The sequence below is a fragment of the Serratia silvae genome (assembly GCF_023282985.1).
Taxonomy (GTDB): Bacteria; Pseudomonadota; Gammaproteobacteria; order Enterobacterales; family Enterobacteriaceae; genus Chania; species Chania silvae.
In genome coordinates this window covers 85,986-105,620 of record NZ_JAGQDC010000005.1, presented here as the reverse complement: position 1 = coordinate 105,620, position 19,635 = coordinate 85,986, and the positions used below count along the sequence as shown (strand labels likewise).

The following is a 19,635-nucleotide window of genomic DNA, read 5'->3' as shown; positions in this document are numbered from 1 at the left end:
CTGGCAATTGCAGCGCAATGCTTAACTGGCTGGGGAGTAAGGCTCCTCACCCTAGCCTTCTCCCAAAGGGAGAGGAGACTGTCTGTGCTACAGATTAACTTCCGCGTTTCGGAGCAATACAACAAGTTTACCCATCCGGAAAAATGCTGCTCATAGCAATCGCAAAATTGTGATGGGTCTTCACGCCCTGCTCTTCGCTTGTTGCTTGTAGCGGTCAAAAATCACCGCAGCCAGCAGGATCACACCGCGCACCACATACTGCGAGAACGGCGAGATGTTCAGCAGGTTCATGGCGTTTTCCACCGTGCCCAGGATCAGGATCCCGGCAATAACGTAGGAAATTTTGCCAATGCCCCCTTTGAGCGAAACGCCCCCCAGCACGCAGGCGGAGATCACGATAAGCTCATAGCCGATGGAAGTCATCGGCTGGCCGCTGGTCATACGCGAAGCCAGAATGATGCCCGCAGCGGCAGATACCAGCCCGGAAAGGACAAAGATGATGATCTTGGTACGCACTACCGGCACCCCGGCCAGACGAGCCGCTTCCTCGTTGCCACCGATAGCCAGAGTATTGCGGCCAAAAGTGGTTTTATTGAGCAGGAAACCAAACAGGATCAAGCAGCCAATGGTGATCCAAATCGGTGCAGGCAGCCCCCACCAGTTGGCATAGCCGAGCGCAAAGAAACGTTCGTCTTCGATCCCCACCGCTTTCCCATCGGAAATGATATAGGCCAGGCCACGGAAGATCTGCATGGTGGCCAAGGTGGTGATCAGCGCGTTAATCTTCAGCCGGGCGATCACAAAGCCATTGATCAGCCCAGAAAGCACGCCCAACAGCAAACCGGCAGCCACGCCGATCCACAGGCTCTCGGTCATGTTGATCACCACCGCCGCGGTGACACCCGCACAGGCGATAACCGACGCCACCGACAGGTCAAAATCGCCCGAGGCGAGGCAAAACAGCATGCCGCACGCCACCATGCCGGACATGGAGATCGCCAGCCCCAGGCCCTTCATATTGATAAAGCTGCCAAAATTCGGCACAAACGCGACGCAGACAACAAACAGCACGGCGAATACCACCAACATGCCATAACTGTCCCAGATACGCGCCAACCCCAGGCCGCCACGGTTTTTCACAGAATTGGTTGTTATACTCGACATCTCTTGCTCCTTCACCATCAGGCCATCGCCGCTGCAATATCAGGTGTACGTAACATCGCCAGGCTGAGGGCTTTTTCCTCAGAGGCCTCGCTATGGGTCAATTCACCAGAGATCGCCCCTTCACGCATCACGATGATGCGATCCGCCAGCCCCAGCACTTCGGGCAAATCGCTGGAGGCGAACAGCACAGCAATGCCCTGCTGCGCCAACTGATAAATCACGTGATAGATTTCATGTTTTGCGCCAACGTCAATGCCGCGTGTCGGCTCATCCAGCAGGATCACCTTCATCTCTTCCGACAGCCAACGGCCCAGGATCGCCTTCTGTTGGTTGCCACCGGAGAGGTTCATGATCAGCTGTTCTGCCGTTGGGGTTTTGATATTCAGCGCGCGGATATGGTGATCGGCATTGCTGGTTTCCCAGGCGTTATCGATCAGACAGCCCGCCTTGATGCTTTTACGGCGGGCACTGATGTTGATATTGTCACGCACCGAGTGCACCGGAATGATGCCGTCGGCCTTACGATCTTCCGGGCACAGCATCACGCCCGCACGGATAGCGTCAATCGGTGAACGAACATCAAGCCGCTTGCCATCCAGCATCAATTGGCCCCCGGTTATCCGCGTAGCGCCAAAAATCCCTTTCATCAATTCGCTGCGCCCTGCGCCTACCAGACCAAACAGGCCAACAATTTCTCCAGCGCGTACGTTAAGGCTGATAGGCGTTTTCACCCCGGCGGCCTGCAACTCGGTAAGCTGCAACAGCACACCTCCCAGCTCACGTGGCTGATAGCCATAGACATCACCGAGATCACGGCCAACCATCGCCTGCACCAGCACTTCATTGTTTACCTGCTGCATATCATCGAAGGTGCGCACATAGCGGCCATCCTTAAACACGGTAATGGCATCACTCAACGCGAAGATCTCCTCCATACGATGCGAGACATACAGGATCACCCGTCCTTCGGCACGCAACTCGCGGATCACCCGGAACAGCTGTTCAATTTCACGTGCCGACAGCGAACTGGTCGGCTCATCAAACGCAATCACTTTGGCGTTACGCGCCAGAGCCTTGGCAATCTCCACCATCTGCCACTGGCCAATCGACAGGTACTTCAACGGAGTATCCGGATCGATATCCAACCCGAGGTGTTCCAGCTGTAAGCGGGATTCATAACGCAGCAGTTTGCGATCCACCAGGCCATGTTTGGTCGGCAACTGGCCAAGGTAGATGTTCTCTGCCACGGTCATTTCCGGCACCAGATGCAGTTCCTGGTAGATAATCGCTACCCCGGCGTTCAACGCGTCGGTGGTATTGGCAAACTGCACCGCTTGCCCCTGGAGGTGGATCTCCCCTTTGCTTGGGGCGTAATTGCCGCTGAGGATTTTCAGCAGCGTCGATTTCCCAGCGCCGTTTTCCCCCATCAGCGCATGGATCTGCCCTGCCTGACAGCTGAAACTGATATCATCCAGCGCTTTGACGCCAGGGAAGCTTTTACCGATGCCTTTGAAAGCCAGATAGGGCGTGACGGCAGTCATAGTGCTTTCCTCAATGCTGTGCGATAAATGGCCGCCCGCTTGATGCAGGCGGCACGACCCTTACATCAGACCTTTTTTCTGCAGTTCCACCTGGAAGTTGTCACGGGTGATCAGCACCACGTCAGTCACTTCAGTAAATTTCTGCGGTTCCACGCCTTTCTCTACCCAGTCATGCAGCATCTGAATGCTCTTGTAGCCATGAATATCCGGGCTTGGCAGCAGTGAGCCGTAGAAGCCGGTAGCCTGTTTCTTGGAAAGCTCGCTTACCGCGTCAACGCCATTGATACCAATGCCGATCACATTCGGCGCTTTAAAGCCCTGGCCTTCGGTGGCACGCACGCCGCCCAGCACGGTGTTGTCGTTCATCCCGACGATCAGCCAGTTTTTCACTTCTGGATGCTGTACCAGCATCGAGTTGGCGGCATCAAACGCCCCTGGGATATCGTTGGATTTGGTCGGAACCTTGTAGATCTGCTGCTCTGGGAAACCAGAGGTTTTCAATGCGTCCATCGAGCCACCGGTACGGCGGCGTGCAGTGTCCAGTTCATCGGAAGTGATCGCCATTACGCCGGTCTCTGCCACTTTCCAGCCACGCTTGTTCATCTCTTTCCACAGCTCTGCGCCTTGGCGTTCACCTATCTTGGTAGCCGCCATCATCACTAGCGGCACGCTCTCCATCGGTTTGCCTTTGGCGTTAACAAACTGGTCGTCAACCGCGATCACTTTCAGGTCGTAGCTGCGCGCCTTGGCGACAATCGCTGAGCCGAGCTTCGGGTCTGGGGTGCAGATAACAAATCCCTTGGCCCCGCTGGCTGCCAGGCTATCGATGGCATTGAGGGTTTTCTCGCCGTCCGGCACGGCAATCTTGATCACTTCAAAGCCCAGGTCTTTACCCGCCTTGTCGGCAAATTTCCATTCGGTCTGGAACCAGGGCTCTTCTGGCTGCTTAACCAAAAAACCCAGTTTCATGGTCTCTGCGACAGCTGAATGTGACATAACCGCCGTCAGACCGATCACTGCCAACGTCTTAGTGAATTGATGCATGGTACTCTCCGCTGTTTTGCTTTCATCGGCAGAAAAACCGGGCCACCGTGAAAACGTTATCATTATGAGATCCTGTCACGACAATGGCTTTATATCTCGCCCCTTGCCGACGACTCAGGTAAGACGCAAACAGTTTTAGCCGGTATTTGTTAGTTAAATGTAGAGCGCTATCACATCCCGAGATAACAGCAGATATGTGCATACATTTAGCAAATTTAACCAAGTAGTAACTTTTGACCCCCATCACAAAATCACTGTAGCAAGCAGAAAAGTGCATACTTCCAGCCAATGACTCCTCACCGACCTCCCCGTCCCGCTCCTATCGTTAACCTCAATCTAACAAGTAAGGAGTCCGCATCATGACGGCAGGTGCTATTGCCCTGGGATTAGACTTCGGCAGCGATTCAGTACGGGTATTGGCTGTCGACTGTCAAAACGGCAACGAACTGGATACCGAGGTGGTCTACTACCCACGCTGGCAGCGTGGTGACTTCTGTAACGCCGCGCAGAACCAGTTCCGCCATCATCCACTCGACTATATCGAAGCCATGGAGCAAGCCGTCGTCGCCGTGGTGCAACGCATGAGCCAGGAACAGCGGCAGGCAGTGATCGGGATTGGGGTAGATTCCACCGGATCCACTCCCGCCCCGATTGATGAACATGGCGACGTATTGGCGTTGCGACCGGAGTTTGCCAGCAATCCCAACGCCATGTTTGTGCTGTGGAAAGACCACACCGCTATCGAGGAAGCGGAGGAGATTAACCAGCTGTGCCGCCGTGGCGATTTTCCCGACTATTCGCGCTATATCGGTGGTGTTTACTCCTCGGAGTGGTTCTGGGCCAAAATCTTGCACGTTTCACGCCAGGATGAGGCGGTACGCCACGCCGCCGCCTCTTGGGTTGAGCTATGCGATTGGGTACCAGCGCTGCTTTCTGGCACCACCGCACCGGATCGGTTAAAGCGCGGGCGTTGCAGCGTTGGCCATAAAACGCTGTGGCATCCAGACTGGGACGGTTTGCCACCTAAAGCCTTCTTTGCAGCCTTGGATGCGTTGCTGGTGGAAGATCTGCCCTATCCGCTGTTCAACGGTTCCTACACTGCTGATTTGCCGGTGGGGATGCTGAGCAAAGAGTGGGCCAAACGGCTTGGGCTGTCAGAGAGCGTGGTGCTGTCCGGTGGTGCCTTTGACTGTCACATGGGGGCCGTGGGAGCTGGTGCAAAGCCTTATACGCTGGTGAAGGTGATTGGCACGTCGACCTGCGACATTCTGATTGCCGATCGTGAACGTGTGGGCGATCGTGCCATCAGCGGCATCTGCGGCCAGGTGGACGGCAGCGTCGTGCCGCAAACCATCGGTATGGAGGCCGGGCAATCCGCTTTTGGCGATATGTACGCCTGGTTCAGCCGTCTGCTGAGCTGGCCACTGCGTGAAGCCGCCAAGACGCAACCGCAACTCCAGACACAGCTGCAACAAATCGAGCATGACATGCTGGCCGCCCTGACCACCGCCTGGGCCAAAAACCCGTCGCTTGACCATCTGCCAGTGGTATTGGACTGGTTCAATGGCCGCCGCACCCCCTACGCCAACCAACGTCTGAAAGGGGTGATCACCGATCTCAACCTCGGCACCGATGCACCCACGCTGTTTGGTGGCTTTATCGCCGCAACGGCATTTGGCGCTCGCGCCATCATGGAGTGCTTCGAACAGCAGGACATTCCCGTTGATAACGTGCTGGCTTTAGGCGGCATTGCCCGCAAATCACCGGTGATTATGCAGGTTTGCGCCGATGTGATGGATCGCCCGCTACAGATTGTCGCCTCCGACCAATGCTGCGCGTTGGGTGCGGCCATCTTCGCCGCCGTGGCCGCCGGGCATTTCAGCGACGTTCCGCAAGCCCAGCAGCATATGGCCTGCAGCATTGAACGTACTTTGCAGCCCGCTCCTGCAAACGTCGCTCGCTACCAACAACTTTATGAACGCTATCAACAGTGGTGCCAAGCCGCAGAGCCGCACTTTGCCGCAACCACCAAAAATTAATACGCTGGGGCAGACCTCACCGGCTCAATAAAACCTCTAGATCCAGGAGTTTTTGATGAACATCTTTAAGCAACGTGAAGTGTGGTTCGTGATCGGTAGCCAGCATCTCTATGGCCCAAAAACCCTGCAACAGGTGATGGAAAACGCCGAACAGGTCGTGAACAGCCTGAACCGTGACGCAGGTTTACCAGTGAAGATGGTGCTGAAACCGCTGGTCACCACGCCGGACGAAATCACCACCGTCTGCCGTGATGCCAACTATCACCAGGACTGCGTCGGCATCATCACCTGGCTGCACACCTTCTCACCGGCCAAAATGTGGATTGCCGGCCTGTCGACCCTCGATAAACCGCTGCTCCAGTTCCATACCCAATTTAATGCCGAGGTTCCCTGGGACAGCATGGATATGGACTTTATGAACCTGAACCAGACCGCCCACGGTGGCCGTGAGTTCGGGTTTATCGGTGCTCGTATGCGCCAGCAGCACAGCGTGATCGCGGGCCACTGGCAAGACAAAAATGCCCAAGAACGTATCGCTCAATGGATGCGTGTTGCCTGCGCCAAACAGGAAAGCCAGCAACTGAAGGTGGCGCGTTTTGGTGACAACATGCGCCAGGTCGCCGTGACCGATGGCGATAAAGTGGCCGCGCAGATCCAGTTTGGTTATTCCGTGGATGCTTATGGCATCGGCGATTTGGTCAGCGTGATCGATGAAGTGAGCAAGGGCGATATCGATGCTCTGATCGAAGAGTACGAAGCCAGCTATGAGCTGAGTGACCTGGCAAAAGTTAACGGTGCCAAACGGCAGAACCTGATCGATGCTGCCGCTATCGAACTGGGTATGAAACGTTTCCTCGAACAGGGCAAGTTCCACGCCTTCACTACCAACTTTGAAACGCTGCACGGCATGAAGCAGTTGCCAGGTTTAGCGGTACAGCGTCTGATGCAGCAAGGCTACGGCTTTGCCGGTGAGGGTGACTGGAAAACTGCGGCCCTGCTGCGCATTATGAAAGTGATGGGCAGCGGCTTAAACGGCGGTACCTCGTTTATGGAGGATTACACCTACAACTTCCAGCCGGGCAACGATCTGGTGGTGGGTTCCCATATGCTGGAAGTCTGCCCTTCCATCGCCAAAGAACAGAAGCCACTGCTGGATATTCAATATCTGGGCATCGGTGGCAAGGCCGATCCGGCCCGCCTGATCTTCTCTACCCCGGCAGGCCCGGCGGTAAACGCCAGCCTGATCGATATGGGCGACCGTTTCCGCCTGCTGGTCAATCAGGTTGATACCATTGAGCAGCCTAAACCGTTACCTAAACTGCCGGTGGCGCGGGCGATCTGGCGTGCTCAGCCTTCCCTGGCTACGGCGGCGGAAGCCTGGATCCTGGCAGGTGGTGCGCACCACACGGTGTTCTCGCAGTCACTAAACGCCGACTACCTGCGTCTGTATGCCGAGATGCACAACATCGAATTCCTGCTGATCGATAACGACACCACCCTGCCAGCGTTCAAAAACGAAATCCGCTGGAATGAAACCTACTACCAAATCAACCGTCGCTAAACGCGCCCGCAAAAACTGCAACCGGTTTCAGAAACCGGTTGCAAACTCATTTCAACTCGACCTAAACTAGACTCAATATTTAACGTATAGAGAGAATAGTTATGTCTGCTTTCCCGAAAGAGTTCCTCTGGGGCGCGGCTAGCGCGGCGTATCAGGTTGAAGGCGCACACGATGCCGACGGCAAAGGCCCATCCATCTGGGATACCTTCTCCCACCTGCCAGGTACCACTTACCACGGCACTAACGGCGATGTTGCCGTCGATCACTATCACCGCTTCCGTGAGGACGTGGCGCTGATGGCCGAAATGGGGATGCAGAGCTACCGCTTCTCAATCTCCTGGCCGCGCCTGCTGCCACAGGGCCGGGGCACCATCAATGAGGCCGGGGTCAAATTCTACAGCGATCTGATCGATGCCCTGTTGGAACACAACATTGAGCCGATGATCACCCTGTACCACTGGGATCTGCCGCAGGCGCTGCAAGATGAAGGCGGTTGGGAAGCACGCAGCACTGCGGAGGCTTTTGAAGAGTATGCCCGCCTGTGTTACCAACGTTACGGCGATCGCGTCAAACTATGGTCTACCTTCAATGAGACCGTGTGCTTTATCGGCTTCGGTTACATCACCGGCGGCCACCCACCGGGCGTACAGAACCCGGCGCGCGCGATCCAGGCCTGCCACCATGTCTTTGTAGCCCACGCTAAAGCGGTAGCCGCATTCCGTACCAGCGGCATTGCGGGTCAAATCGGCTTCGTCAATGTGTTGCAAACCCACACCCCGCTCAGCCAATCTGCGGAAGACTTGGCGGCCTATCAGTTGGCCGAAGGGATCTTTACCCACTGGCTGTACGATCCAGTGCTGAAAGGGGAATATCCGGCTGAACTGCTGGCGCAAACTCAGGCTCTGTGGGGCGTGCCACAATTCGCACCTGGTGATGAGCAACTGCTGCGCGACAATATCTGTGACTTTATTGGCCTGAACTATTACAAACGTGAAACCATCGCGGCCAATAATCAAGAGTCACATCTGACTATCAACACCACCGGCGAGAAAGGTAGCGGCCACCAGCAGGGTAACGAATTCGGCTTTAAAGGGCTGTTCAAGTTCGTCCGCAACCCGAATGGCGTGTATACCGATTGGGACTGGGAGATTTATCCGCAAGGCCTCACCGAAGGCATCATGAATATCAAAGCGCGTTACGGCGATATCCCTATCTACATCACCGAGAACGGTCTGGGAGCCAAAGATCCGATTATCGATGGTGAAGTGGTGGATGACGATCGCATCGACTATCTGCGCCAGCACATTGGTGCCATTGAAGACGCCATCAAACAGGGTGCCGACGTACGTGGCTATTATCCGTGGTCGTTTATCGATCTGCTGAGCTGGCTCAACGGCTTCCAGAAGCAGTACGGCTTTATTTACGTTGACCACAACAAAGATCTGGCACGCCAGCGTAAGAAGAGCTTCTTCTGGTACCAAAAGCTGATCGCCAGCAACGGTGCGGAACGTTAATCACATTCCCATTGTTACTGGACATAATACCGCAACACCCGAGCTTGAGGCAGGTGGGAGTCATTGCAGGTTAGCCGACCGTTGAGCGCAGGGATGCGCGATACGAGCCTCCAGGGATGGATTCACGGCGTGTCGGCGTTCTGTATGACTCTCACCTGTTGCACCATTACCTGCAGCGACCCAACCTGACTAACATTTTTATAGGCTAGGCCAACGAAATCGCCTTCTCCTCGCGCATTGGCACATATTTGAGTAAGCTATGCCGCTTACTTCGTTGCAATACCACTCAGGATCTCGTATGACCCAAGCTGAATATTCGCGCATCGGCGGTTGGCTGCTAGCCCCGATGGCCTATCTGATCGTTACCCTGCTCAGCGCCAGCCTGATGTTGGCCCTGTACGGTATGGCCATTTTTATGCCCGAATCACGCGAGTATCTGAGCACCAATGCTCAGGCCTTCTCCACACAGTGGTATCTGTCGGTGCTCACCACGCTGGTGATGTGGTGCTTTACGCTGTACCTGCTGTGGCTGTTCTGCCAGCGTTCACAACGTTTTCCAAAGTTGTTCCTGGTCTGGCTACTGATCACCGTGCTATTGGCGATCAAATCGTTCGCCTTTGCCCCCGTGTCCGATGAACTGGCAGTGCGTAGCCTGCTATGGCCGTTGGTGATGGCCGCTCTGCTGGTGCCCTATTTTAAGCGTTCCCAACGCGTAAAAGGCACCTTCACAGAGAAGTAACCACGGCAAGGCACGATTTGATCGCCCTGCCGGGTAAATTTTCAGCAAAACAGGCAAAAAAGCGCAATACCCTTGCGATTAGTATGTTGTCGTTACGCCGCCGATTACCGATAATAGGCGGCTTTTATTTTTTTAGGCATTGCAATGACCGAATACCTGCTCTTGTTTGTTGGCACCGTACTGGTGAACAACTTTGTCCTGGTGAAATTCCTGGGCCTGTGCCCCTTTATGGGCGTTTCCAAGAAACTGGAAAGTGCCATCGGCATGGGCATGGCGACCACATTCGTGATGACGCTGGCCTCGGTCTGCGCCTGGCTAATCAACAGCTTTATCCTAATCCCATTGGATCTGGTTTATCTGCGCACGCTGTCCTTTATTCTGGTGATCGCCGTCGTGGTGCAATTCACCGAAATGGTGGTGCGTAAAACCAGCCCGGCGCTGTATCGCCTGCTGGGGATTTTCCTGCCGCTGATCACCACCAACTGCGCCGTGTTAGGCGTGGCGTTGCTCAACGTCAACCTTGGCTACAACTTTCTGCAGTCTGCGGTTTATGGCTTTAGTGCCGCCGCGGGCTTCTCATTGGTGATGGTGTTGTTTGCCGCCATCCGTGAACGCCTGGCGGTAGCCGATGTGCCCGCACCGTTTCGCGGTTCCTCCATCGCCTTGATCACCGCCGGCCTGATGTCTCTGGCCTTTATGGGCTTTACCGGGCTGGTGAGATTCTAATGACTGCGTTGTGGATTGCCGTGGCGGCATTAAGCGCCCTGGGACTGCTGTTTGGTCTGGTGCTGGGCTTTGCCGCGCGCCGCTTTGAAGTGGAAGAAGATCCGGTTGCCGAACAGATCGACGAAATTCTGCCGCAGAGCCAATGTGGCCAATGCGGTTACCCCGGCTGCCGCCCTTATGCCGAAGCGGTTGCCAATGGCGAGATGATCAACAAATGCGCCCCGGGTGGCGAGCAGGTGATGCTCAAGCTGGCCGAGTTACTCAACGTCGAGCCGCAACCGCTGGACGGCGGTGCCGCCGTGGCCGAGCCGGTACGCAAGGTCGCCTATATTGACGAAGCCAACTGCATCGGCTGCACCAAGTGCATTCAGGCCTGCCCGGTCGACGCCATCGTGGGTGCCACCCGCGCCATGCACACGGTCATTACCGATCTCTGTACAGGCTGTGATCTGTGTGTTGCGCCCTGCCCAACCGACTGTATTGAAATGAAACCGGTCGCCACCACGACCGCCAGCTGGAAGTGGGATATGCAAACCATTCCGGTGCAAGTGATCCCCGTGGAGCAACATGTTTAATCTGTTCGCCGCTTTGAAAAAAGATCGGATTTGGGATTTTGACGGTGGCATTCATCCACCCGAAATGAAGACCCAGTCCAGCGGTGTGCCACTGCGCGTGGCTCCCCTACCCGACATATTTATCGTCCCCTTGCAACAGCATCTCGGGCCAGAGGGTGAGCTGTGCGTCAAAGCCGGTGAGCGCGTACTGAAAGGCCAACCGCTGACCTTTGGCCGTGGCCGCACCTTGCCGGTACATGCGCCCACCTCGGGCACCATCCGCGCCATTGAACCTCACGTTACCGCCCACCCTTCAGGGCTGGCGGAATTGTGTGTGATTATCGATCCAGACGGTGAAGATCGCTGGTGCGAACTGACGCCGGTCGCCGATTATCGGCAACTGGACGCGGTTGAGCTGATCCAACGTATTCATCAGGCCGGGATTGCCGGTCTGGGGGGCGCAGGCTTCCCAACGGCCAGTAAGCTGCAAGGCGGCCGTGAAGAGGTGGAAACCCTGATCCTCAACGCTGCCGAATGCGAGCCCTATATCACCGCCGACGACCGGCTGATGCAGGAACAGGCCGCTCAAATTATCGAAGGCACCCAAATCCTGCGCCACCTGCTACAACCCAAAGTGACGTTGATCGGCATCGAAGATAACAAGCCGGAAGCCATCGCCGCTCTGAAAGTCGCTTTGCGCGGGCAGGATGGCATCGCCCTGCGGGTGATCCCCACCAAATATCCTTCGGGCGGAGCCAAGCAGTTAACCAAAATTCTGACGGGCAAAGAAGTGCCTCACGGCAAGCGTTCATCCACCATCGGCGTGCTGATGCAGAACGTGGGCACCGCCTTTGCCATCAAGCGGGCGATTGTCGATGGCGAGCCGTTGATTGAGCGCGTCGTCACCTTAACCGGTGAGGCCATGAGTAAGCCAGGCAACGTGTGGGCACGCCTCGGTACGCCTGTGCAACACCTGCTGGCCTTTGGCGGCTATCAACCGCAACCTCAACAGATGGTGGTGATGGGCGGCCCGCTGATGGGCTTTACGCTGCCAACGTTAAACGTGCCGGTTGTCAAAATCAGCAACTGCTTGCTGGCCCCGACGGTAGACGAAATGGCCGTACAAGAACCAGAGCAGTCTTGTATCCGCTGTGGGCTGTGCGTTGATGCCTGCCCTGCCGGGCTGTTGCCGCAACAGCTTTACTGGTTTAGCCGTGGTGATGAGCACGAGAAGGCGCGTAAGCATAATCTGTTCGACTGTATCGAATGTGGCGCCTGTGCCTTCGTCTGCCCCAGCAACATTCCGCTGGTGCAATATTATCGCCAAGAGAAGGCTGAGATTAACGCGTTGGATCAGGAAGCGACGCGTACCGCCGAAGCCAAGGCTCGTTATGAAGCTAAGCTGGCCCGCTTAGAGCGTGAAAAATTGGCGCGCGAAGAACGTCATAAAAAGGCGGCGGTGAAACTGACCGATAGCGATCAGGATGCCGTTCAGGCGGCACTGGCTCGCGTGCGTAGTAAAAACAGTGAGGCTGCAGGCATTGCTATCACCGGCCAGGAGCCGGACAACAGTGCTGCCATTGCTGCCCGCGAAGCGCGTAAGGCACAGGCCAGAGAGCGCAAGCTTGAGCAGGCAAGCGAAATGCCGGCCGTAGAAGAGGCAGTGCAAGAGGAAGACCCACGTAAAGCAGCCGTGGCTGCGGCATTGGCGCGAGTCAAAGCCAAGAAAGCGGCGCAGGCGCAAGACGCCGATAGCGTGGCGGACACTGTAGTTTCAGAGGATCCGCGTAAGGCTGCGGTAGCGGCGGCATTAGCCCGCGTGAAGGCGAAAAAGGCCGCGCAGCAGGCTGAGCTTTCACAACCGCTAGTTGACAAGAAACCTATCCCTACGGCTGAACCGGAGGATCCGCGCAAGGCCGCCGTTGCTGCCGCACTGGCCCGAGTCAAGGCAAAAAAGGCCGCACAGCAAGCTGAGCTTACACAACCGCAAGTTGATGAGGAACCTATCCCTATGGCTGAAGCGGAGGATCCCCGCAAGGCCGCCGTTGCTGCCGCACTGGCCCGAGTCAAGGCAAAAAAGGCCGCACAGCAAGCTGAGTTTACACAACCGCAAGTTGATGAGGAACCTATCCCTGCGACTGAACCGGAGGATCCGCGCAAGGCCGCCGTTGCCGCAGCGCTGGCCCGAGTCAAGGCAAAAAAGGCCGCACAGCAGCTAGCGATGGTAGATAAAGAGTAAGCGGAATGGGGTCTTGCCGAACGCAAGACCCCATTTAGTCGATAGAAATCAGGTAGGTGTAATTGACATCGATCTGCCGCAGTTTGGCATCCTGATTCCATGCCTTGGCTTCGATCATTTCCATCTCTACGCTCCCACGCACTTCATTGCGCAACCCTGGCATCACATGTGAGATCAGGTAAGAGATGAATTTCACGCACTCTTTGGCCGTCCCCTGATGGGTAATCGCGATGTACTCGCGCGTTGGCAAACGAATATCCTCAATCTTGTGGCCAGAAAGGATATCCTTCTTGAATTCCGGCTCCACCGCCATGGTATGCGTGACCGAACACTCGCCATCGCCGCGCTCATTGACAGAATGGATGCTGAAAACCTTGTGGCATTCCGTATTCAATCCTTTGAAGAAGTCGTTAAGAATCTCCCCCTTCATGGCGAGACAAGAAGACACCTCCATCTCTTGTGCGGTATCAAACTCCAACTGCCGCGTGAACCCGACCAAATGCGTATCCGGCAACGTCAGCCGTTGTATTTCCGGGTAAAAACCTGCCTCATACACGGCTTCAAAGTCGAAGCGCGGCATCAGGCTCTTCACGTCCCATTTATCCATGGTACGGTAGCGGTTTGGCGTAATGCCAAAACGTTGCTTAAACATCCGGGTAAAGGTTTGCTGTGAATCAAAACCCAGTTCATCGGAGATATCGATAATCGTACGGTTGCTGATGCGCAGCGCGACCGCCGCACGGGTAAGAATGCGTGATCGAATATAGGTGGCGAGCTGGATACCGGTGATGCGCTTGAACTTACGCTGCAAGTGCCACTTGGAGTAGCCAGAGATACGCGCAACTTCATCCAGATTTGGCCGAGTTTCCAGATGAATTTCAACCCATTCAATCAGCTCTTCAATAAATAAAATATCTTCATTAGTCATTATCAGATGTTCGCTACTTCAAAAATGCTCAGGATAGTAACCTACGTTAATTATATGAAAGTTGTTATTCCGTGCGAAAAGCAGTCCAAAAATAGCAGCTCGATCATCAGTATGACAACCCATACTGTACGTTTAACACCCAGCCTGGCTGTTTCTCGCAGCAAAAGCCGAATATCCTTATGATTAGCACGTATTACCCGACATATGATTGAGGTAGAATGCAGCGCAGTAATTTCCCCCGGTGCCCGCACCGGGCATGCACTGATTAACATGGCAAAGAAATGGTCGTTATTCTATGAAGTTCAGGCCGGTACAACAGGCAGCCCCCAAGGGCTTACACATCGCCAGCTCTCCGTTTACCCATAACCAGCAAAGCACCAGCCGCATCATGCTTTGGGTGATGCTGGCCTGCATTCCCGGCATGGCCGCACAGCTGTGGTTTTTTGGCTATGGCAACCTTATTCAGACCGCGTTGGCGATGTTAACCGCCCTCGGGGCCGAAGCCGCCATTCTTGCTCTGCGTAAACAGCCGGTCAAAGCACGACTGGCAGACAATTCTGCCCTACTCACTGCGCTGTTGCTGGGCATTAGCCTGCCACCGCTGGCTCCCTGGTGGATGATCGTGATCGGCACCTTTTTCGCCATTGTGATCGCCAAACAGCTTTACGGTGGACTGGGGCAAAACCCTTTCAACCCTGCCATGGTGGGTTACGTGGTGCTGTTAATCTCCTTCCCGGTACAGATGACCAGTTGGTTACCACCGGAAGAACTGCGCGCAACCGCCCTGACCCTGCCGGATACCTTGCTGACTATTTTCAGCGGCCACACCGCCCAGGGAGCAACTCTGCACCAATTGCAGATGGGCGTTGATGGTATCAGCCAGGCAACGCCATTGGACGGTTTTAAAACCGGCCTGCGTAGCGGCCACTCGGTGGAACAGGTGCTTCAGCAACCGCTATTTGGCGGTACGCTGGCCGGTATCGGCTGGCAATGGATTAACCTGGGCTTCCTGCTCGGCGGCCTGTTTATGCTGGGACGTAGGCTGATCCACTGGCACATCCCGTTCAGTATGCTGGCAGTTATTGCCCTGTGTTCAGGTTTAGCCTGGACGTTAGATCCTGCCCACCAGGCTTCCCCGCTGATCCACCTGTTTTCCGGGGCCACCATGCTCGGGGCTTTCTTTATTGCCACCGATCCGGTCAGTGCCTCTACCACGCCCAAAGGGCGGTTGATATACGGCGGCCTGGTTGGCTTGCTGGTCTGGCTGATCCGCGTGTATGGCGGTTACCCGGACGGCGTGGCCTTTGCCGTACTGCTGGCCAACATTACCGTGCCTTTGATCGATCACTACACGCAACCGCGCGTGTACGGCCACCGTTAAGGAGTCAATATGCTTAATTCCATGAGAAAGCATGGCACCACACTGGCCGTGTTCGCCGCCGTGACCACCGGCCTGACCGCCGTGGTGTACCAGTTAACCAAAACCACTATTGCCCATCAGGCGGCGTTGCAACAGAAAGCGCTGCTGGACCAGGTCGTGCCGCCAGAACATTATGACAACGATATGCAGAGCGAATGCCTGCTGGTCAGCGATCCGGCTTTGGGCAACGATGCGCCTCATCATCTGTATCTGGCACGCAAGAATGGCCAACTGGTGGCGGCCGCATTGGAAACGACCGCTCCCGACGGTTATTCTGGGGCAATCCAACTGCTGGTCGGCGCCGATTTTAACGGCACGATGTTGGGAACCCGCGTGATGGAACATCACGAAACACCTGGGCTTGGCGATAAAATCGAATTACGTATCACCGACTGGATCACCTTCTTCAGCGGTAAAAAGATCGACGGCCCGGATGATAAACGTTGGGCAGTGAAGAAAGACGGCGGAATGTTTGATCAGTTCACTGGGGCCACCATCACCCCACGAGCCGTGGTCAACGCCGTGCGTCGTACAGCGTTGTTTATGGAGACGCTGCCGCCTAAACTGGATACCTTGCCTGCCTGCGGAGCCAGCGAATGAGTGAAGCCAAAGAGTTAATCGTACAGGGGTTGTGGAAAAACAACTCTGCGTTAGTGCAATTATTGGGGCTGTGCCCGCTGCTGGCGGTGACGTCGACTGCGACCAACGCCTTGGGGCTTGGGCTGGCCACCACGCTGGTGTTAACCATTACCAACGGTTCCATTTCCGCCTTGCGCCGTTGGATCCCGAGCGAAGTTCGCATTCCGATTTACGTGATGATCATTGCCGCCGCGGTGAGTATCGTGCAGATGCTGATCAACGCCTACGCTTTCGGCCTGTATCAGTCGTTGGGGATTTTTATCCCGTTGATCGTCACCAACTGCATCGTAGTTGGCCGGGCTGAAGCCGTGGCAGCGCGAAAACCGGTAGGATTGGCATTGATCGACGGTATGGCCATCGGGCTCGGCGCCACCAGTGCCATGTTTGTGCTGGGCTCGCTACGTGAGTTGATTGGGAACGGTACGCTGTTTGATGGCGCTGACCTGCTGTTGGGCGGTTGGGCCAAGGTGTTACGCATTGAGATTGTCCATTTCGACACCCCTTTCCTGCTGGCCATGCTGCCACCGGGTGCCTTTATCGGTCTGGGTTTGATGCTGGCAACCAAATATCTGATTGACGAAAAAATGAAGGCGCGTAAAGCCAAGGCTTTGGCAGCTGAACCTAACATGGAACAGGGACACGTAGAGAAAGCGTTATGAATAAAGAGAAACGCCTGGAGATCCTGACTCGCTTGCGGGATAACGACCCGCATCCGACCACCGAACTGGTGTATACCACACCTTTTGAGCTGTTGATTTCCGTGCTGCTCTCCGCTCAAGCAACCGACGTCAGCGTTAACAAGGCCACGGCTAAACTCTACCCGGTAGCCAACACGCCAGCGGCTATGCTGGCGTTGGGGGTAGACGGCGTAAAAGAGTACATCAAAACCATCGGCCTGTTTAACAGCAAAGCCGAGAACGTGATTAAAACCTGCCGTATCCTGCTGGAAAAGCATCACGGTGAAGTACCGGAAGATCGTGACGCACTGGAAGCCCTGCCCGGCGTGGGGCGCAAAACGGCCAACGTGGTGTTGAATACGGCCTTCGGTTGGCCGACCATTGCCGTTGATACCCATATATTCCGCGTCTGTAACCGCACCCACTTCGCCCCAGGGAAAAACGTGGAGCAGGTAGAGGAAAAGCTGCTGAAAGTGGTTCCTGCCGAGTTTAAGGTCGACTGCCATCACTGGTTGATCCTGCATGGCCGCTATACCTGTATCGCCCGTAAACCGCGCTGCGGTTCATGCATTATCGAAGACCTGTGCGAGTTTAAAGAGAAGGTTTACCCGCTGGATTGAACCTGCCGGGCACGGCGCTCCGTGTCCTCGACTCTTCCCCCCGGTTTTTTATCAAAAATGTGACTTCAGGCAGCATTAACCTTGGTGGAGTCCGGGATTTCCCTACAAACTCGCTGTTTCAGATATTTTCAACCGTAAAATTAGTCAAAAATTGTGGTTAACCTCACGTCTTGACGATCACATCTCATTTACAAACCTCACTACCGATCTGTTCATTTTCAGAAATTTTGCATAATCCAGTTTATGCACAACAAACAAAGGTCTAATCAATCATTAGCATTGGTATGGACTGGATATAGCTTAAATAGCAGAAGATATAACTAAATTAATTCAGGGTAGCTTTTAATCAAAATAAAAACTCGGCAAATTTAAGAATGGCAAACGTTAATACTGCATAACAATTGCAACATAGTTATATGATGTGGTTAATGATATATGTAACAGAACATGTCAAAAAGCTTGCCTCGTTGACAAAGATAGTGAACATTAACCGCCGGCATTCATCCTATAACAATGCAGAAGGGTGCAGCCCTGCATCACATTCTGCAATTTCCCGTCCTGACAATGCGGGTAGTGAAAAAACCAGAGGTACCAGTGTCAACTGCAAACAACAATTCTTCGGAAAACATTAGCCTTAACGCGTTTAAGCAACCTAAGGCCTTCTACCTGATCTTCTCGATTGAACTCTGGGAACGTTTCGGCTACTACGGTCTGCAAGGCATCATGGCGGTCTATCTGGTCAAGATGCTTGGCCTGAGTGAAGCCGACTCGATTACGCTGTTCTCCTCCTTCAGTGCACTGGTTTACGGTTTCGTGGCCATTGGTGGCTGGTTGGGGGATAAAGTTCTTGGCTCCAAGCGGGTGATCGTGTTGGGGGCCATCGTACTGGCCGCAGGTTACGCCATGGTGGCCTATTCTGGCCATGATATCTTCTGGGTTTATCTGGGCATGGCCACCATCGCCGTCGGTAGCGGACTGTTTAAAGCCAACCCTTCTTCCCTGCTGTCTACCTGCTATGAGAAAGACGATCCGCGTTTGGACGGTGCATTCACCATGTACTATATGTCCGTCAACATCGGTTCATTCTTCTCCATGCTGGCAACGCCGTGGTTGGCTGCCAAATATGGCTGGAGCGTCGCCTTCTCACTGAGCGTGGTAGGTATGTTGATCACCCTGGTCAACTTTATGATGTGCCACCGCTGGGTGAAGCAATACGGTTCAAAACCTGACTTTAAGCCTTTGCAGATCAAGAAACTGCTGATGGTGATCGTTGGCGTAGTGGCCTTGGTCGCGGTTTCCAGCTGGTTACTGCACAATCAGGTTATCGCACGCTGGGCCCTGGCTATCGTCTCTGTGGGTATCGTCATCGTATTTGCCAAGGAAACCTTCGCCTTACACGGTGCCGCACGTCGTAAAATGATCGTGGCTTTCCTGCTGATGCTCGAAGCAGTCGTATTCTTCGTGTTGTACAGCCAAATGCCTACCTCACTGAACTTCTTTGCTATCCACAACGTTGAGCACAATATCCTGGGGATTGCCTTTGAGCCGGAACAGTATCAAGCACTGAACCCATTCTGGATCATGATGGCCAGTCCTATTCTTGCCGCGCTGTATAACAAGATGGGCGACCGTCTGCCAATGCCGCACAAGTTTGCTTTCGGCATGATCCTGTGTTCTGGGGCATTCCTGGTGCTGCCGTGGGGCGCAAGCTTCGCCAACGACCAGGGCATCGTGTCCGTTAACTGGCTGATCTTGAGCTATGCCCTGCAGAGTATCGGTGAGCTGATGATCTCTGGTCTGGGTCTGGCCATGGTGGCTCAGTTGGTACCGCAACGTCTGATGGGCTTCATCATGGGCTCCTGGTTCCTGACCACCGCCGCCGCCGCGCTGATCGCCGGTAAGGTCGCGGGTCTGACCGCCGTCCCAAGCGACATCAACGATGCGCATGCTTCTTTGGCTATCTATAGCCACGTGTTTATGCAGATTGGTATCGCCACGGCGGTGATCGCCGTGCTGATGATGCTGACCGCACCAAAGCTGTACCGTATGACGCTGGATACCGCAGAAGATACGGCAGCAAAAGCGAAAGCTGCTGCTCTCTAATCCCTGCTGTAACCTGACCTCAAAAAACGCCGGAGCCTAGCTTCGGCGTTTTTTTATGGCGCGCAGGAAATTGCGAAACGCTTCGCTGTCTGAACAATCGAGTGCATTCAACGGAGTGGATATTAAG

General features: G+C 54.9%; 16 protein-coding genes. 12 read left to right on the top strand and 4 right to left on the bottom strand.

The features are described from left to right. Positions 1–180: 180 nt before the first annotated feature. Genes araH through KAJ71_RS08540 form a run of 3 tightly spaced genes read right to left on the bottom strand, consistent with a single transcriptional unit; the run spans position 181 to position 3,749 of the window. Positions 181–1,164 (bottom strand): L-arabinose ABC transporter permease AraH, encoded by a 984-nt coding sequence (araH, locus tag KAJ71_RS08550; RefSeq protein ID WP_248945325.1) that lies wholly within the window; start codon positions 1,162–1,164, stop codon positions 181–183. A 17-nt stretch (positions 1,165–1,181) separates the two neighbouring features. After that, positions 1,182–2,705 (bottom strand): L-arabinose ABC transporter ATP-binding protein AraG, encoded by a 1,524-nt coding sequence (gene araG / locus KAJ71_RS08545; protein WP_248945324.1) that lies wholly within the window; start codon positions 2,703–2,705, stop codon positions 1,182–1,184. Positions 2,706–2,765: 60 nt separating this feature from the next. Next, on the bottom strand, positions 2,766–3,749 hold the full coding sequence (locus KAJ71_RS08540; protein WP_248945323.1) for an arabinose ABC transporter substrate-binding protein: 984 nt from the start codon (positions 3,747–3,749) through the stop codon (positions 2,766–2,768). Between the two features lie 359 nt (positions 3,750–4,108). Between KAJ71_RS08540 and KAJ71_RS08535 the strand changes: the two genes are divergently transcribed. The 7 genes from KAJ71_RS08535 (at position 4,109) to rsxC (ending at position 13,121) form a co-directional block, all read left to right on the top strand. Beyond that, a complete protein-coding gene (locus tag KAJ71_RS08535) occupies positions 4,109–5,788 on the top strand; it encodes a ribulokinase (RefSeq protein WP_248945322.1) in 1,680 nt (559 codons plus the stop codon). Between the two features lie 55 nt (positions 5,789–5,843). After that, positions 5,844–7,349, top strand: coding sequence for an L-arabinose isomerase (araA, locus tag KAJ71_RS08530; RefSeq protein WP_248945321.1), 1,506 nt, complete (start codon positions 5,844–5,846; stop codon positions 7,347–7,349). Between the two features lie 101 nt (positions 7,350–7,450). Beyond that, complete coding sequence (locus tag KAJ71_RS08525) at positions 7,451–8,863, top strand: glycoside hydrolase family 1 protein (protein ID WP_248945320.1); 1,413 nt, start codon at positions 7,451–7,453, stop codon at positions 8,861–8,863. A 298-nt stretch (positions 8,864–9,161) separates the two neighbouring features. Beyond that, positions 9,162–9,602, top strand: coding sequence for a DUF2569 domain-containing protein (locus tag KAJ71_RS08520; protein WP_248945319.1), 441 nt, complete (start codon positions 9,162–9,164; stop codon positions 9,600–9,602). 144 nt (positions 9,603–9,746) lie between these two features. Continuing rightward, positions 9,747–10,328, top strand: a complete 582-nt coding sequence (gene rsxA, locus KAJ71_RS08515) for an electron transport complex subunit RsxA (protein ID WP_021178056.1) — start codon at positions 9,747–9,749, stop codon at positions 10,326–10,328. Beyond that, the gene (rsxB, locus tag KAJ71_RS08510) at positions 10,328–10,903 is read left to right on the top strand and encodes an electron transport complex subunit RsxB (RefSeq protein WP_248945318.1); all 576 of its coding nucleotides are present in this window, start codon (positions 10,328–10,330) and stop codon (positions 10,901–10,903) included. Before rsxA ends, rsxB begins: the two co-directional genes overlap by 1 nt. Continuing rightward, positions 10,896–13,121 carry an electron transport complex subunit RsxC gene (gene rsxC / locus KAJ71_RS08505; protein WP_248945317.1) on the top strand — a complete coding sequence of 742 codons (2,226 nt, stop codon included), beginning with the start codon at positions 10,896–10,898 and terminating at the stop codon, positions 13,119–13,121. Before rsxB ends, rsxC begins: the two co-directional genes overlap by 8 nt. A gap of 34 nt (positions 13,122–13,155) precedes the next feature. Here the strand turns inward: rsxC and KAJ71_RS08500 are convergent, their stop codons facing one another. Beyond that, the gene (locus tag KAJ71_RS08500; protein WP_248945316.1) at positions 13,156–14,049 is read right to left on the bottom strand and encodes a helix-turn-helix domain-containing protein; all 894 of its coding nucleotides are present in this window, start codon (positions 14,047–14,049) and stop codon (positions 13,156–13,158) included. A 295-nt stretch (positions 14,050–14,344) separates the two neighbouring features. Between KAJ71_RS08500 and rsxD the strand changes: the two genes are divergently transcribed. The 5 genes from rsxD to dtpA all read left to right on the top strand — a co-directional run bounded on the left by rsxD (position 14,345) and on the right by dtpA (position 19,508). Further along, positions 14,345–15,430: an electron transport complex subunit RsxD gene (gene rsxD / locus KAJ71_RS08495; RefSeq protein ID WP_248945315.1), complete on the top strand. Its 1,086-nt coding sequence runs from the start codon at positions 14,345–14,347 to the stop codon at positions 15,428–15,430. 9 nt (positions 15,431–15,439) lie between these two features. After that, entirely contained in the window at positions 15,440–16,069 is a 630-nt protein-coding gene (rsxG, locus tag KAJ71_RS08490; protein WP_248945314.1) for an electron transport complex subunit RsxG, read from the top strand. Further along, the gene (locus KAJ71_RS08485; protein ID WP_248945313.1) at positions 16,066–16,767 is read left to right on the top strand and encodes an electron transport complex subunit E; all 702 of its coding nucleotides are present in this window, start codon (positions 16,066–16,068) and stop codon (positions 16,765–16,767) included. Before rsxG ends, KAJ71_RS08485 begins: the two co-directional genes overlap by 4 nt. Continuing rightward, positions 16,764–17,405 carry an endonuclease III gene (gene nth, locus KAJ71_RS08480; protein ID WP_248945312.1) on the top strand — a complete coding sequence of 214 codons (642 nt, stop codon included), beginning with the start codon at positions 16,764–16,766 and terminating at the stop codon, positions 17,403–17,405. The genes KAJ71_RS08485 and nth overlap by 4 nt, the downstream gene beginning before the upstream one ends. Positions 17,406–17,999: 594 nt before the next feature. Then, positions 18,000–19,508, top strand: a complete 1,509-nt coding sequence (dtpA, locus tag KAJ71_RS08475; RefSeq protein WP_248945311.1) for a dipeptide/tripeptide permease DtpA — start codon at positions 18,000–18,002, stop codon at positions 19,506–19,508. Positions 19,509–19,635 lie beyond the last annotated feature (127 nt).

Excerpts from the sequence above, each read along its gene's own strand:
- araH (WP_248945325.1), bottom strand. The coding sequence starts at position 1,164 with ATGTCGAGTATAACAACCAATTCTGTGAAAAACCGTGGCGGCCTGGGG.
- araG (WP_248945324.1), bottom strand. The coding sequence starts at position 2,705 with ATGACTGCCGTCACGCCCTATCTGGCTTTCAAAGGCATCGGTAAAAGC.
- KAJ71_RS08540 (WP_248945323.1), bottom strand. The coding sequence starts at position 3,749 with ATGCATCAATTCACTAAGACGTTGGCAGTGATCGGTCTGACGGCGGTT.
- KAJ71_RS08535 (WP_248945322.1), top strand. The coding sequence starts at position 4,109 with ATGACGGCAGGTGCTATTGCCCTGGGATTAGACTTCGGCAGCGATTCA.
- araA (WP_248945321.1), top strand. The coding sequence starts at position 5,844 with ATGAACATCTTTAAGCAACGTGAAGTGTGGTTCGTGATCGGTAGCCAG.
- KAJ71_RS08525 (WP_248945320.1), top strand. The coding sequence starts at position 7,451 with ATGTCTGCTTTCCCGAAAGAGTTCCTCTGGGGCGCGGCTAGCGCGGCG.
- KAJ71_RS08520 (WP_248945319.1), top strand. The coding sequence starts at position 9,162 with ATGACCCAAGCTGAATATTCGCGCATCGGCGGTTGGCTGCTAGCCCCG.
- rsxA (WP_021178056.1), top strand. The coding sequence starts at position 9,747 with ATGACCGAATACCTGCTCTTGTTTGTTGGCACCGTACTGGTGAACAAC.
- rsxB (WP_248945318.1), top strand. The coding sequence starts at position 10,328 with ATGACTGCGTTGTGGATTGCCGTGGCGGCATTAAGCGCCCTGGGACTG.
- rsxC (WP_248945317.1), top strand. The coding sequence starts at position 10,896 with ATGTTTAATCTGTTCGCCGCTTTGAAAAAAGATCGGATTTGGGATTTT.
- KAJ71_RS08500 (WP_248945316.1), bottom strand. The coding sequence starts at position 14,049 with ATGACTAATGAAGATATTTTATTTATTGAAGAGCTGATTGAATGGGTT.
- rsxD (WP_248945315.1), top strand. The coding sequence starts at position 14,345 with ATGAAGTTCAGGCCGGTACAACAGGCAGCCCCCAAGGGCTTACACATC.
- rsxG (WP_248945314.1), top strand. The coding sequence starts at position 15,440 with ATGCTTAATTCCATGAGAAAGCATGGCACCACACTGGCCGTGTTCGCC.
- KAJ71_RS08485 (WP_248945313.1), top strand. The coding sequence starts at position 16,066 with ATGAGTGAAGCCAAAGAGTTAATCGTACAGGGGTTGTGGAAAAACAAC.
- nth (WP_248945312.1), top strand. The coding sequence starts at position 16,764 with ATGAATAAAGAGAAACGCCTGGAGATCCTGACTCGCTTGCGGGATAAC.